Here is a 13555-nt window from a genome sequence, read left to right on the forward strand (position 1 = left end):
GTCGTAACGAACGAATTCTCCATCACAGATATTCTCTTTAGGCTGATAAAATAGGCGATTATGGTGCCGGTAGCTAGCTATTGTTTTTGGAGGCTCAAAAAATATCACCGTTGTTTTGCTGTTTTTGCCCCTTGCCCTTTGGAAGTCTGTAATGTGCATATTTAGCCAACCATCTACATATCTACATATGTCTGGTTGAAACGGGTACACTCTAGCTGAAACCAATAATTTTTGTTTATTGAGACTGTTCCCTTTTACATTTTGACATCATTCGATTGCTGGTCACTTGCTATGACTTGGGTAGGACCTGAATGCCATGAGTAGTGAAACTAACAATGGCCCATGGAAAAACGCCAACATGGGTCTAGGGTCATGGCACTATCAAACAAACCTCTGCGTCGTATCGGTGTAATGGTTAAGGCAGCTAATCCTATCGCAGATATTTTAGTGATCGATGACGATCCGATCATTCGGCGTATCCTTCAGCGGATGCTGCAAAGCCAGGGGTATCGCGTTGCCATGGCAGAAACCGCAGAGGACGGTTTAGAGCAGGCGTTGGCGATCACACCACCGGTCATTCTTTGCGACTGGCGTTTACCGGGAACGGTGGATGGTTTAGAAATTTGTCGTCGGTTGAAAGAGTATCCGGATTTATCCATGAGCTCGTTTCTGCTGATTACGGCCCATGCTGAAACCGCCAGCCGTGTGGAAGCCCTAGAGGCAGGGGCCGATGACTTGCTGATGAAGCCCATCGACATGGCAGAACTGAAAGCGCGGGTAAAATCCGGCATGCGGCTATGTCAGCTGACCCGAGACTTAAAGAAACAAAAGCAGTATCTAGAAAATGAACTGGCGGAGGCCGCCGCCTATGTTCAGTCCCTGTTACCCCAAGATACCGATCAGGCTCCGGTCAAAATTCAAACCCGTTTTCTCCCATCCCAACAGCTGGGGGGGGATTGTTTTGATTTCTATTGGTTAGATCCTGACTATTTGGTGATTTACCTGTTGGATGTTTCCGGTCATGGGTTAGGGGCAGCTCTACTTTCCACCTCTGTGCTCAATGTGTTGCGCTCCCAATCCCTACCCGGCACCAACTTTTATCGCCCCGACAAAGTGTTGGAAAGTCTGAACAATATGTTTCAGATGACCGATCAAAACGAAAAATATTTCACCATTTGGTACGGCGTTTATAACCGAGTGAACCGGCAGCTGATGTACGCTAGTGCTGGCCATCCCCCCGCCGTCTTGCTGTCGCAACCGCCTGAAGCGGAACCTGGACAGGCCAATGGGGCGGCGGCTAATGGGGCGGGGCCCAAGGGCCACATGTTAGAGGCTATGCGGCTGCGGACACCTGGCATGCCCATTGGCATGATGCCGGATACGTCCTATACCTGGAAACGCTGCTCGATACCCGACAACAGCTACCTCTATATATTTAGTGATGGTGTTTATGAGGTGCCGGAAACCTCCGTTGCTGAAACGGGGGAAATTTTGGGTCTAGATAGCTTTATTGACCATATTGTTAAATGTCCTCGCCCTGGCCAGCTCGATCAGCTGATTAGCTATGCGACGATGCCCAACCTTAATGCTGCGGTGGGTGAAGAGATTCCATTGTTGGATGATCTCTCATTATTAGAGATCAATTTTGGTTAGCTTGGTTAGGGCCATGGCCGCCCACTGAGCAATTTATTTGCCAGCGGTTTTGGCGTAGTTGCTAATGACCCTAACCAAAGCTCCTAATGACTGACTCTAATTCTTGAAATCCGTTGGTCCTTGGTAGCCAGAGGCTTCAGCTAATGTGGCTAAGGATTGGGTGCCTGGAAGAAATTTGCCATTCACTTCCCAGGTGGGGAACCCAGTTACCTCGGGTACCGACTTACAGAGGGCGGTTTGGGAGTTGACGCCGTCATCGGCGCACTCAATATAGGGCATGTATTTCTTGGCTTCTATACCAAACAGCTGCTTTTGATCAAAGCAGTGGGGGCACCAGTAGGCCCCATACATTTTTGCTCCCACTTCTTGGAGGTGTTTGGCCAAGGCGACTTCCGCCGTACCAGAGGTATTGGTGACAGCCGGACCGGCGTTGCCGCTAGCGTTGGTGGTTGGGCCGTTGATACTGATGGAGTACATACCAATGGTGGCCACCAGGGTGACCAATCCCATGATGACCCCTCGAAAGACTAATGCTCCTTGATCGTCCCATTGCCGGCCGAGGATGGTTAGCAGGAACATGATCACGGTAAAGCTAGCTGAGGCCAGACAATAGAGGCAGGCAGCTTTCAGCTCTGTAGCCAGGAGATACATTAAGTATCCGCTGAAGACCATCATGCCGGTCGCGCCAATGAATAGAAGTGGCCAGGTGGTATCTTCTAATTTTTGCCGCTGTTCCTGGTTGGTGTCTTCATTGATGGCTAGGGGGGCCAACGATAGGGCCATCATGGCCAAATAGGCCAGACAGCCAAACAGTGTTAGGGGAATACCAAAAACATCGGCATAGGCGCTGGTTAGGACCTGGTCACAGCCCTTGACCGGGCAAGCGGCGCTATTTCCCATCAATTTGATCACCGTCAGATAGGCTGTGCCTAAGGCTCCGACGGTTGCGATCGCACCAATGGCCGGGCGCGACCAACGATAAATCCCACGATTTTCTTTACGGCGACGTCCCATAGTCTTATGGCTGGATCCAAGCTAATCAGTACACAAAAACAAGTCGAAAATGAGTCATGCCCGGTTGGGCAAATTATCCTCAAGACAACCCCGACTGCATCTTAGACAAAAAACGGGGGGTTCGGTAAGGAAATTATCCATCATATTCGGACTCTACCCAGACTCTATCTTGATGCCCATAGGGCATCCATAAATTGCCCCACCCGATGAGGGTCCACCGGTTGCTCAATCTGTCCCCAGCGTTTCAGGGAACTGGAAACAATTACTCCGTCCGCTGACTGCATCAGCTGGGGAATGTTGTCCACATTGGCCCCACTGCCCACCAAAACCGGCATCTTCCCCGCCGCTGCCTTGGCCTTAGCCAGATCCTGCACCGTGGGAGGCTCCCCCGTAGCTCCACCGGAAACAATCACAGCATCCGCCAGACCTCGATGGAGGGTATCGGCTACGGCACTGGCCATGGCGGTTTCTGGGACTATGCTGCCCACCGGTGCCCCATGCTTCACCAGCACATCGGCAAATATTTTGACATCGGCTCCCAATTCTTTCCGATAGCGCAGCAGGCGGTGGGCATCTCCCTCAATCACCCCCTGATCCGTGGCCATCGCGCCTGTCAGTACATTGACGCGAATAAACTTAGCGCCAGTACAGGCGGCGATAGCCAAGCCGCTATGGGCATCATTCCGCAATACATTGACCCCCATGGGCACCGCCACCAGCTGCTGCAGCCGACTGATCACCAGGGTCATGGCACTGACCACCGCCGGGTCCACCGCTCCCTTGGTAAAGGGAGCATCAAAAAAATTTTCCACAATGATCCCATGCACACCACCGGAGGCCAGCGCTACCGACTCCTGCACTGCTCGTTCGATTACGGCCTGTAACGATCCCTGCCAGCGGGCCGACGGAGGCAGGGGCAGTAAATGAACGACCCCAATAACGGGGGTTGATGTTTGAAAAAGTGCGTTTAACTCCACAAAGCCTCAAAGAAGGGAAAAGCAATATTTTCTGCCATTGCTGATTTTCAGAATGAATTGAGCTGAATGAACAGCATTAGCCCAGCTTTTTCAGATTTAGGCTGCTCTAGTCCTAAGCATGCCTGAATTTGTGGCTTAGGCCATAAGGCTGTATCCCAGGTAAATCAGCTTTTTCCGGTAACGGCTCACAGAATTGTATAGTTATGTTATAATTTCCTCAACCGGGCAAAAACAATCGCTACCTGTTTAGAAATCCACTGCCGTTAGTAGCTAATTGCTACTTCCTAATAGAGTCCTTTAATAGTGGCCATGGCAAATTGGAAGTGATAGGGTAGGGTGCTGAGTCATCCTTGCGATCGCAACGCCTGCTTGGATATCAGCATTTTCCGTCTACATAAGAATTCATGGTCCATAAGCCAACGATTGCCATATCTCACCTAGGCTGTGAGAAAAATCGTGTCGATACTGAGCATATGCTGGGCCTCCTGGTGCAGGCCGGCTATCAAGTCGACGCCAACGAGGAACTGGCCGATTACGTCATTGTCAATACCTGCAGCTTCATTGAGGCAGCCCGTCAAGAGTCAGTGCGGACATTGGTCGAGCTAGCTGAAGCTGACAAAAAGATTGTGATTACAGGATGTTTAGCCCAGCACTTTCAATCCGAACTGCTCGACGAAATTCCCGAGGCCGTGGCCCTCATTGGCACCGGTGACTATCACCACATCGTGAATGTCATTGAGAGGGCCGAAGCCGGTGAACGGGTTAAGTTGGTTTCCGCCGAGCCCACCTACATTGCAGACGAAACGGTCCCACGCTATCGCACCACCAGTGAAGGTGTGGCCTACATCCGGGTGGCCGAAGGCTGTAATTACCGCTGTGCTTTTTGTATCATTCCCCACCTGCGCGGTGACCAGCGCTCCCGCCCGATCGAATCCATTGTGGCCGAGGCTCATCAGCTGGCGGCGGAAGGTGTCAAAGAGCTGGTGCTCATTTCCCAAATCACCACCAATTATGGCGTTGACCTCTACGGTAAACCCCAGTTAGCCGAGCTTCTTCGGGCCTTGGGCGATGTGGATGTGCCCTGGATCCGAATGCATTATGCCTACCCCACGGGGCTCACCCCAGAGGTACTGGAAGCCATTCGTACTACACCCAATGTTCTGCCTTACCTAGACTTGCCTTTGCAGCACTCCCACCCAGAGATTCTGCGTGCCATGAATCGCCCTTGGCAGGGGCGGGTAAACGACGACATCATGCATCAGCTCAAAGCCGCCCTGCCCGATGCGGTGCTGCGCACCACCTTTATTGTGGGTTTCCCCGGTGAAACCGATGCCCACTTTGAGCATCTCAAAGCGTTTGTGCAACGCCACGAGTTTGACCACGTGGGTGTCTTCACCTTTTCCGCCGAAGAGGGTACCCCGGCGGCCACCCTGCCCAACCAAGTTGCACCAGAGGTGATGCATCAACGTCGAGAAGAGCTGATGTTGACCCAACAGGAGATTTCCTTCAGGCGCAATCAGGCCCAGATTGGACAGATCGTCGATGTGTTGATCGAACAGGAAAACCCAGGGCAGGGTGAATGTATTGGCCGTTCTGCTCGCTTTGCGCCCGATGTCGATGGCCTAGTTTATGTCAACGGTGCTCCCCCCCTAGCCCAGATAGTCCCTGTGCAGATCAGTGGCGCTGATACCTATGACTTGTTTGGCACAGTTGTATCTGACAAGTCCCCCCTAGCCGCTCCTGGGACCGTAAGAGTTTCTCTTTAAATCCCCCTTGTCCATCCCTAGCGGTCTTAAACAACCTCAAACGATCTTAAACAAAGGAGTCTAAATGACCTTGTCTTTTGCCGATCTCGGTTTGTCTGAACCCCAAGCTCAACATTTAGATGGACTTGGCTTTAAAGAGCCCACCCCCATCCAGTCCCAAGCTATTCCCCACATGCTTGCTGGGCATGATGTGGTGGGTTTAGCCCAGACTGGCACTGGCAAAACCGCAGCCTTCTCCCTGCCGATTTTGGAGCAGATCAATGTTAACAAGCGGGCGGTGCAGGCCTTAGTCCTGACCCCCACCCGTGAGCTGGCGATGCAGGTATGTCAGGCCGTTCAAGGTCTGAAGCAAAACTCCCAACTCCAAGTGTTACCGGTGTACGGCGGTCAAGCCATTGAACGCCAGCTCAGTCAGCTACAGCGGGGCGTCCACATGGTAGTAGGCACCCCAGGTCGTGTGCTCGATTTGCTCAATCGGGGCTCTCTGGAACTGGATCAGCTGAGTTGGCTAGTGTTAGACGAAGCTGATGAAATGCTCAATATGGGTTTCATTCAAGATGTGGAAACTATCTTGAACCATGCTCCGGCAGATCGCCAAACCGCTTTCTTCTCCGCCACCATGGAACCAGCGATCCGTGAGCTAGCGGCTAAATTTCTAAAATCGCCGGTCACGGTTAAAGTGAAGGCGCAAAATACCGCACCCCTGCGGATTACCCAGTTGGCCTATGTGGTACCCCCAGGTTGGAGTAAACCCCGGGCACTAATGCCGATTCTAGAAATGGAAGACCCAGAATCGGCGATCATTTTTGTCCGTACCCGCCGCACAGCTGCCGAGCTTACCCGGCAGCTACAGTTTTCCGGCCACAGCGTTGACGAATACCACGGTGATCTCAACCAGCCTCAGCGGGAGCGTCTCCTACTTCGCTTTAAGCAGGGCCAAGTCCGTTGGGTGGTGGCCACCGATATTGCCGCCCGGGGTATCCATGTGGACAATTTAACCCATGTGATTAACTACGAGCTACCTGACAACGTCGATAGCTATGTGCATCGCATTGGTCGCACTGGGCGGGCTGGTCAAGAAGGCCGAGCGGTTTCCATTGTCCATCCCTTAGAAAAGTATCAGCTGCGTCAAGTAGAGCGGCATATTCAGCAAGAGATTGCCTTCTGCAAGGTACCTACCCAAGCAGAAATTGCTGCCCGCTCCCTAGAAAAATTGCAAACCCAAATCAAAGAGGCCGTCACCAGCGAACGCCTAGCTTCATTTTTACCCATTGTGTCCCAGCTAACGGCAGAATACGATCCCCACACGGTGGCCGCTGCCGCATTGCAAATGGCCTACGACCAAACCCGTCCGGTTTGGATGCGTGGGGATAATGAAGATCAACCCTATTTCGCTGAGGAAGAGCCCAATCGTCAACGGAGCCAACGGGCTCGTCGTCGCCGGATTCAGTCACCTGTATCTAAAAGTATGTTTTAGTCCGGTAAAGTCCGGCCTAAGGATTGCCCAATCCCCCTAAACCTCACTTAAAATGGGGTTAAGTTCTAGGAGGGGTGTCATACTATGCTGGTGATTCTGCTAGACAACCATGTGATTCCATCAGCCACGGTTTGCGCCAGTTGCCTCATGGCCAATCAGAGCGGCCAACCCCGTTTTCACGATGGTAAGTTAGGCTGTGCTCAACCGCTAGACTCTTCCACCCCACTTCCCCATTACCAGTGTCAAATGGGTTTTCGGCTGGCCAATATTGAATCCTGGCCAGCCTCATGAGGTCTATGGTATCTATGGGCTTTTTATTCGTTTTTTATTAGCTATAAAACGGTTGCATCCGTACCGTTTCGTAGAAACCGTAGAACGGTCTCTGGAAGCTGCGCTATCCTAGGGATAGTTTTGAGACAGCTGGCCGGTTACCCAACCGTAAACCACAAGGCTGCCAAAATTTTTAGCTACTAATAGTATTTATTTTTGAGTATTCCTATGACTTGGCGCAGCGGCACAAATGAAACTTCTGACAAGGTACTGGGGGGACTGCCCTACTTGCTACCCCTATTTGACGCTGTTGTGGTCGGGGGGGCTCTGTTTAAGTTAATTGCAAACTTTCCTGCATTGGCACCCGTGGGTGAGGTGCTCTTATTGCTGATTTCTCCCGTTATGTTTGTCTATCAGCTTGTCCCATTCGGGCTGGGGTCATTGGCGGTGTTCTTTGCCCTGTTCCTTTTAGTGGTGCGTAACGAAAACATTAGCCACTTTATTCGGTTCAATACGCTGCAGGCAATTTTGATCGGCTTCATTATTTCTATTGGCAGCCTTTTGTTGAGCTTATTGACCTTGCCAGGTTTGGAGCTAATTACCGATACGCTCTATAACGTGTTGCTATTTGGTGGCATAGCTGCCGTTGGTTACTCTATTGTTCAATGTTTGATGGGGCGTTATCCCGAGATTCCAACGATTTCGGAAGCGGTTCACATGCAGATCCGCTAGTGGATGGTGAGCGGTTTGGTTTATGGCCTGTTAATGGTGGTTTCCTTTCTGCTATGATGGTGAACCCTTGTCTGGCGCGCTTCTGATGCCAGACCATTTAGTCCATAAGGAGTAGCATGAGTAATTTTTACGAAACCATGTATATTATGCGGCCCGATATTAGCGATGAGGCCGTCGATAATACCATTGGTAAATATCAAGGAATGATCAAGGAGAAGGGTGGTGAGATTTTAGAAACTCAGCATCGTGGTAAGCGTCGTCTCTCCTATGAAATCAACCGGTATCGTGAAGGCATTTATATTCAGATGAACTACCATGCTCCAGGGGAAACCATTGCTCCCATGGAACGTGACATGCGCCTTAGTGAGGATATTATTCGCTACTTAACACTCGTCATTGATGAACCCCGCGAAGCTGAACCTGAGGAAGCTCCAGCTCAGGCTGCTCCTTTGGGCTCCTAACAGTTTTCTTTGATTTGGTTGGGCAAGTAGTCCATCTGACAGTAGTCCATCTGAATAGACATCAAGACCGCCGCTTCGTTTTTGAGCAGCGGTCTTTTTAAGTATTGGGGTCTGGCCATTTGATAAAGTCAGCGTTTTTAAGTCTTGGGGTTTGGCATCTGAATGAATCCATGCATCGGATTGCACCGCCTATAGCTGCTGTTTCCTAAGGTTCTCGCGACTCCCCCTGGTGTATTCTCTGGTGCGCTTCCCTGGGGTGAATTAGGCGAGCAAAGTGATAATCACAAACCTATAGAATAAATTTCTTGCATTTTGCAGAATTGGTGCTAAATTTGTGGGCACTTGGGTGTTCGCTGTAATACCTTTTCCTGTGTACTCGTTTGTTCGTTAGTGATTTGGCTCTTGTCTATATATAATTCGGCGAACCGGGACAGTTTAAAAGTCATCTTTAGTATTTTAGGAGTGATCTCGTGGCCCCATTGACTAAGTTGAAAACGTCTGACACCCAAGTAGAATTGGCTCGTTTGCAAGAAGAGTTGCAAATGAGAGATCAGCTGGTACAACAGCTGTCTCAAGAGCTATTTCGCTTGGTGAAAGGAAACCAAGATTTTCTGCCGTCGCCGGATGTTTCTGAGCGTCATCAGGCTGAGGTTCGGGCCCTGCGAGAACAGCTACAGGGTGTAGAAACCCAGGTTGCGTTTTACCAAGAACAGATAGAAAGTCGGGATGAAGAAATTCATCAGATGCGTCAGACCGTTGAAGAACTGACCGACCGTACCCGGATGCTGGAGCAAGTTGTTCAAGAGCTGCCTAAAATCTATAAGCAAAAGTTTTCTGAGCGGATGTTGGCGGTGAAGAATCGTGTCGCCCTTATTCAACAGGAAAATCGTCAGCTCAATGCTGAATTGCAAAATGTGAGCTACCGTTTGGCCGTTAGAACTCGCCGAACTCAGCATTGTTTGGATTTACCTACCTTTCCCCAGTCCATGTTGGGTCGGGCATCAATGGCTAGCTTTTCAGAAGCTTAAGTCCGCCTCTCATGGCTTAGGTTCTTCACTGACCTCCCCTTGGGGAGGTTTTTTCGTAGCTCTATTTATCGGTGTGCACCCATAGTTCACCCCATAGCTGGGAACGTTATTTGTGTAGCAATGGGATCGAACTTAGGGGACAGGTGAAAATCTTGGTTTCTCCTGCCGTGGATGTCCCCCAATTGTAAGAAAAAGTGAATAAAATAGAAGAAGTTTAAACCCGCCTGCATGCACACTGTCCCGCTGACGTTCGACTTTTTCTCTCTCGAAACGATCCAAACTCTGGCTGAAGACTATGGCTACTGGGCCATCTTTTTTGGGATCATGCTCGAAAATATGGGGCTTCCTATGCCCGGGGAAACGGTGACCCTAGTGGGGGGCTTTTTAGCCGGTAGTGAAGAACTAGTGTATCGCTGGGTCTTATTCAGTGCGATCGCAGGTGCCGTCGTTGGCGATAGCATCGGTTACTGGATTGGGTTTTATGGTGGGTGGCCCCTACTGGTGCGGTTGGGCAACCTGCTGCGCCTGGATCAATCAGCGCTGGTCAACATCCGCGATCGGTTTAGTCAAAATGCGGACAAGGCGGTGATTTTTGGCCGTTTTGTTGCACTGCTACGCATTTTTGCTGGACCCCTGGCAGGTATCGCCCAGATGCCCTACTGGAAATTCCTACTGTGCAATTTACTGGGGGCTAGCCTGTGGGGAACGGCCATGGTTACCTTGGCTTTCTTTGTCGGTCGTTTAATTCCCCTGGCTACTTTGGTGGGTTGGGTTGCCCAGTTTACGATTGCTGCCTTTGTTCTGGTTATTCTTTGGATTACAGCTCTATGGTTGTTGGAGCGGCGTCAACATGCCCCAGCTCCAGACTGATCCTACAACTTGCGTAGTTCTATATACTGCGTTCTATATACTTTGTACCCCTTCCCTTTCAGTGCAAGCGCCGATGTAACTTACTGTAGGCCAGTGCCAAAATTGGCACATAGCAAGTGGGACAAAGTAATGACTGGCTTTGAGCTAATTATTTTTGGGGCAGGACCTGCCGCTGGTTTCTTTATTTCTTTTATGGCTTGGTTGTATGAGGGATATCACACCGCTAATCCTGATGATCAGCCCCAGTTCAATCCTGACTGGATTTAGGGTTGGCTGCTAAAGTTGGCCCGTTAAGGTCGGACTTGGCTAATCCTGGGGATGGTGTAATCTAAAAAACTGGTGTGAGGCTTTTTTTCAGATTGGTGCATCCTTCAATTCAAAATGGCTAATGCCTCAATTGATTTTGGTCACAGGTCCGGCTCGCTCTGGGAAAAGTGAATGGGCTGAGCACTGGGCTAAACAAACCCAAAAGTCGGTGGTTTACATCGCAACATCGACGGTATTGGCTGATGATGCCGAGTGGCAGCAACGCATTGAACTACATCGCCAACGTCGTCCCATGGATTGGCATATCCAAGAGGTGCCTCACGATCTGGTCGAAGTTATCCAAACGGCTGATGTTAACAGCTGTCTACTAGTGGATTCCCTAGGCACTTGGCTGGCGAATCATTTGGAACTGGATGAGGCCTCGTGGCAGTCTTATGTTGAGCAACTGATAGGGGCGCTAACTCCACCCCCCTGTGATGTGATTTTGGTTGGTGAAGAAACTGGCTGGGGGGTGGTACCTGCCTATCCCTTGGGGCGAACATTTCGTGACCGGTTGGGAGCTTTGTCGCGGCAGATTGGTGCGATCTCAACTCAGGTTTACCTTGTTACCGGTGGCTACGTCCTCAATCTCAAGCAGTTAGGAACACCACTACCTCCCAATGAATAGGGCCCCTACTAAGGGATAGGCTACTTGTCCTGCCCATAGGTTTTACTTACCCAGAAGCGACCGGCATCTCCTCGGTGGAGATCAGGAATTTTGCCTGCTATATATAAATCACGTCCAAGTTGAAACCTGGAGGTTTCTCACCGAAAAAACTACAGTTCTGGACATGGGTATTCAGACCTTGAGAATAGGTTAACGTCTCCGGATATTTAAAACTGAAGCGTTACGATGAGAGTGTGGCAGTCGACGTACTGTACAAAAAAATCACAGTGCGAGGTGGTCTATGGCGACTCCAAAAGAAGTTCAAAACTATTTAGCCTACTGGTTTCAGTTAGGTAAGCCGATCCATCTCCAGCATGGGCTGGCGCCTCAACTACCTGTTCCTGTGTTAGCAGGTGATGGTTTTAGCCGCGCGTTTCATGATTGTTGGCAAACCATTATGGCCAACGGTGGTCGCGACTGTCACTTGGAGGGCACGGAGGAAACCATAGAGCAGCTGTTGTCACCCCAGTGGGAAATTACCGATTGCGCTCGCTGTTCTATTCCTATCGCTATGCCCATGGTGATACGTGTAGCTCAGCTCTGCCCCTGTAGTGATATCGACAATTGGCCCAATGATGAGCTACCCACACCTCACTTACCGATCAATAACAAAAACCACTTTAGTCGTTTGAAAACGCGACTTAATCAAGATCCCATTGAGGGATATCAGTTGGATCCGGAAGCGGATGGTCACCCAGCGATTGCTACTAACGACCAGCATTGGACTGAGAGATCGGACTGAGAGATCAAACTGAGAGATCGGTAACAATTTCCCTTGCCTGGGTGCAGCTTTAGGGTGGGTGAGAAGTTTGGTGAGAAGTAGGGCTATGCTGCAGCTCGTTCAATATTGTGGACGAGGAAATCGTGGGCCATTAGGGTATTGGGAAAAATTGCTTTGGCTTCTGACAGCAAGTCCTTGAGCTGAATGGTATTGCCCGGAGCGTAGCGAGGGCTAAAGTGGGTGAGAATGAGCTGCTTGACTTGGGCGGCTAGGGCCACTTGGGCAGCCATGGTGGATGTGGAGTGGAGTCGTTGATAGGCGAGTTCTGCATCCTGATGGGCAAAGGTGGATTCGTGGATGAGTACGCTGGCCTGGTCTGAGAGTTCGATGGCGCGATCGCAAAATACCGTATCGGTGCAGTACACCAGCTTTCTGCCCTGAATGGTTTCACCACAGAGATCAGAGCCATTAATTACCCGACCGTCGGGCAAGGTAACCGCTTCGCCTCGCTTTAGCTGGCCGTAAATGGGGCCAGAGGGAATCCCCAGGGCAGCGGCCCGTTTAACATCAAAATGCCCAATGCGATCTTTCTCCACAATGCGATAGCCAAAGGCGGGCACCCGATGCTCTAACCGCTGGCAATAAACGCTGAACTCACCATCGTCTAAGACCTTGCCTGGTTCTACCGTATGGACCTTAATGGGATAGGAAAAGTGGGTTTGGGAACAGCGCCGGCAAGTCTGTAGATACTCATTTAGCTTGGGTGGCCCATATATATCAATGCGCGACACATTGCCCGCCAAACCACAGCTTGCCAGCAGACCCATCAGGCCAAAAATATGATCACCATGCATGTGGGTGATAAAAATGCGCCGAATCTGGCTAGATTTTAAATCACTTCTGAGAAACTGGTGCTGGGTGCCCTCTCCACAGTCAAACAGCCACACTTCGGCCCGCTGCGGTAAGCGTAGGGCAACACTTGACACATTGCGTGCCCTGGTGGGAACACCGGAACTAGTACCGAGAAATGTAATTTGCAAAGGACTATGGGGGGAGTTGGCGAACAGGACGGAATCTGGCTAGCCTCCCCATTATTATGCTTGACAAGGGTTGGGTTTGACCGGACCTAGCGGGCTCTTGCCGCCTGATGCATGGGGTATTTGGATTTGCTTGGAGTTGGTTTGTCTGTTTTTAATAGCGTGGGTTTTGTGGGTTCCTACCCCCATGCTTGCCTCGCTGAAGGGCCTGGCAGCTTGTCCTAAACTATGTTCAAGTGATGTCCAAGTTTTACCTGTTGTGCACCTTGAGATACAACGAGCGTTCTGGGTGGGGACAGGATTTATACCAAAATCAGAGTTTTTACGACCAATACATCAAGATCCCCTGACTTTTTCGCTATCTCAATAATTTAATTTGCTTTGTGAACTCGTTTACTGACAATCCTTAGGTAGTAACACCGACGTCCTTAAGCAGAAACTCATTGCAATTTAGTGAAGATTCGTCACAGAAAAAAGTGTACTGATTGTTACAATATCCTACGGAGATTGATTAGACGGTGCGTAATGCATTTTCAACCACCTCCAAATGAGAGATAAACGCAAAGTCAGAAGACT

The 13555-nt window shown here is 50.4% G+C and carries 14 protein-coding genes; 11 read left to right on the forward strand and 3 right to left on the reverse strand.

Features of this window, described 5'->3' with window-relative positions; genetic code table 11:
- Positions 1–372 precede the first annotated feature (372 nt).
- On the forward strand, positions 373–1653 hold the full coding sequence (locus VB741_RS15340; RefSeq protein ID WP_323366052.1) for a PP2C family protein-serine/threonine phosphatase: 1281 nt from the start codon (positions 373–375) through the stop codon (positions 1651–1653).
- A gap of 96 nt (positions 1654–1749) precedes the next feature.
- On the opposite strand, the gene VB741_RS15345 is transcribed toward VB741_RS15340, so the two are convergent.
- Positions 1750–2667, reverse strand: a complete 918-nt coding sequence (locus VB741_RS15345) for a vitamin K epoxide reductase family protein (protein WP_323366053.1) — start codon at positions 2665–2667, stop codon at positions 1750–1752.
- A 164-nt stretch (positions 2668–2831) separates the two neighbouring features.
- The gene (gene btpA, locus VB741_RS15350) at positions 2832–3644 is read right to left on the reverse strand and encodes a photosystem I biogenesis protein BtpA (protein WP_323366054.1); all 813 of its coding nucleotides are present in this window, start codon (positions 3642–3644) and stop codon (positions 2832–2834) included.
- A gap of 404 nt (positions 3645–4048) precedes the next feature.
- Here btpA and rimO point away from each other — a divergent pair, with 404 nt between their 5' ends.
- The 10 genes from rimO (at position 4049) to VB741_RS15395 (ending at position 11963) form a co-directional block, all read left to right on the forward strand.
- Complete coding sequence (rimO, locus tag VB741_RS15355) at positions 4049–5410, forward strand: 30S ribosomal protein S12 methylthiotransferase RimO (protein ID WP_323366055.1); 1362 nt, start codon at positions 4049–4051, stop codon at positions 5408–5410.
- 64 nt (positions 5411–5474) lie between these two features.
- Positions 5475–6887 carry a DEAD/DEAH box helicase gene (locus VB741_RS15360; RefSeq protein ID WP_323366056.1) on the forward strand — a complete coding sequence of 471 codons (1413 nt, stop codon included), beginning with the start codon at positions 5475–5477 and terminating at the stop codon, positions 6885–6887.
- Positions 6888–6971: 84 nt separating this feature from the next.
- On the forward strand, positions 6972–7178 hold the full coding sequence (locus VB741_RS26450; RefSeq protein WP_442786369.1) for a hypothetical protein: 207 nt from the start codon (positions 6972–6974) through the stop codon (positions 7176–7178).
- A gap of 207 nt (positions 7179–7385) precedes the next feature.
- Positions 7386–7889, forward strand: coding sequence for a Tic20 family protein (locus VB741_RS15365; protein ID WP_323366057.1), 504 nt, complete (start codon positions 7386–7388; stop codon positions 7887–7889).
- Between the two features lie 116 nt (positions 7890–8005).
- A complete protein-coding gene (rpsF, locus tag VB741_RS15370) occupies positions 8006–8350 on the forward strand; it encodes a 30S ribosomal protein S6 (protein ID WP_323366058.1) in 345 nt (114 codons plus the stop codon).
- A 470-nt stretch (positions 8351–8820) separates the two neighbouring features.
- Positions 8821–9378, forward strand: coding sequence for an Npun_F5560 family protein (locus VB741_RS15375; RefSeq protein ID WP_323366059.1), 558 nt, complete (start codon positions 8821–8823; stop codon positions 9376–9378).
- Positions 9379–9606: 228 nt separating this feature from the next.
- Positions 9607–10248, forward strand: coding sequence for a DedA family protein (locus VB741_RS15380; protein WP_323366060.1), 642 nt, complete (start codon positions 9607–9609; stop codon positions 10246–10248).
- 129 nt (positions 10249–10377) lie between these two features.
- Positions 10378–10515 carry a hypothetical protein gene (locus VB741_RS15385; RefSeq protein ID WP_323366061.1) on the forward strand — a complete coding sequence of 46 codons (138 nt, stop codon included), beginning with the start codon at positions 10378–10380 and terminating at the stop codon, positions 10513–10515.
- Between the two features lie 121 nt (positions 10516–10636).
- Positions 10637–11182 (forward strand): bifunctional adenosylcobinamide kinase/adenosylcobinamide-phosphate guanylyltransferase, encoded by a 546-nt coding sequence (gene cobU, locus VB741_RS15390; RefSeq protein ID WP_323366062.1) that lies wholly within the window; start codon positions 10637–10639, stop codon positions 11180–11182.
- Positions 11183–11462: 280 nt separating this feature from the next.
- Entirely contained in the window at positions 11463–11963 is a 501-nt protein-coding gene (locus VB741_RS15395; protein WP_323366063.1) for a hypothetical protein, read from the forward strand.
- 83 nt (positions 11964–12046) lie between these two features.
- Here VB741_RS15395 and VB741_RS15400 read toward each other — a convergent pair whose 3' ends face one another.
- Positions 12047–12982 (reverse strand): ribonuclease Z, encoded by a 936-nt coding sequence (locus VB741_RS15400; RefSeq protein ID WP_323366064.1) that lies wholly within the window; start codon positions 12980–12982, stop codon positions 12047–12049.
- Between the last annotated feature and the right edge of the window lie 573 nt (positions 12983–13555).

Source organism: Leptothoe sp. PORK10 BA2 (assembly GCF_034932105.1).
Lineage (GTDB): Bacteria > Cyanobacteriota > Cyanobacteriia > Phormidesmidales > Phormidesmidaceae > Leptothoe.

Bases quoted from the DNA above. Each gene is read 5' to 3' on its own strand.
- VB741_RS26450 (WP_442786369.1), top strand. From the start codon at position 6,972: ATGCTGGTGATTCTGCTAGACAACCATGTGATTCCATCAGCCACGGTT.
- VB741_RS15360 (WP_323366056.1), top strand. From the start codon at position 5,475: ATGACCTTGTCTTTTGCCGATCTCGGTTTGTCTGAACCCCAAGCTCAA.
- VB741_RS15340 (WP_323366052.1), top strand. From the start codon at position 373: ATGGCACTATCAAACAAACCTCTGCGTCGTATCGGTGTAATGGTTAAG.
- rpsF (WP_323366058.1), top strand. From the start codon at position 8,006: ATGAGTAATTTTTACGAAACCATGTATATTATGCGGCCCGATATTAGC.
- rimO (WP_323366055.1), top strand. From the start codon at position 4,049: ATGGTCCATAAGCCAACGATTGCCATATCTCACCTAGGCTGTGAGAAA.
- VB741_RS15365 (WP_323366057.1), top strand. From the start codon at position 7,386: ATGACTTGGCGCAGCGGCACAAATGAAACTTCTGACAAGGTACTGGGG.
- VB741_RS15380 (WP_323366060.1), top strand. From the start codon at position 9,607: ATGCACACTGTCCCGCTGACGTTCGACTTTTTCTCTCTCGAAACGATC.
- VB741_RS15345 (WP_323366053.1), bottom strand. From the start codon at position 2,667: ATGGGACGTCGCCGTAAAGAAAATCGTGGGATTTATCGTTGGTCGCGC.
- VB741_RS15395 (WP_323366063.1), top strand. From the start codon at position 11,463: ATGGCGACTCCAAAAGAAGTTCAAAACTATTTAGCCTACTGGTTTCAG.
- VB741_RS15385 (WP_323366061.1), top strand. From the start codon at position 10,378: ATGACTGGCTTTGAGCTAATTATTTTTGGGGCAGGACCTGCCGCTGGT.
- cobU (WP_323366062.1), top strand. From the start codon at position 10,637: ATGCCTCAATTGATTTTGGTCACAGGTCCGGCTCGCTCTGGGAAAAGT.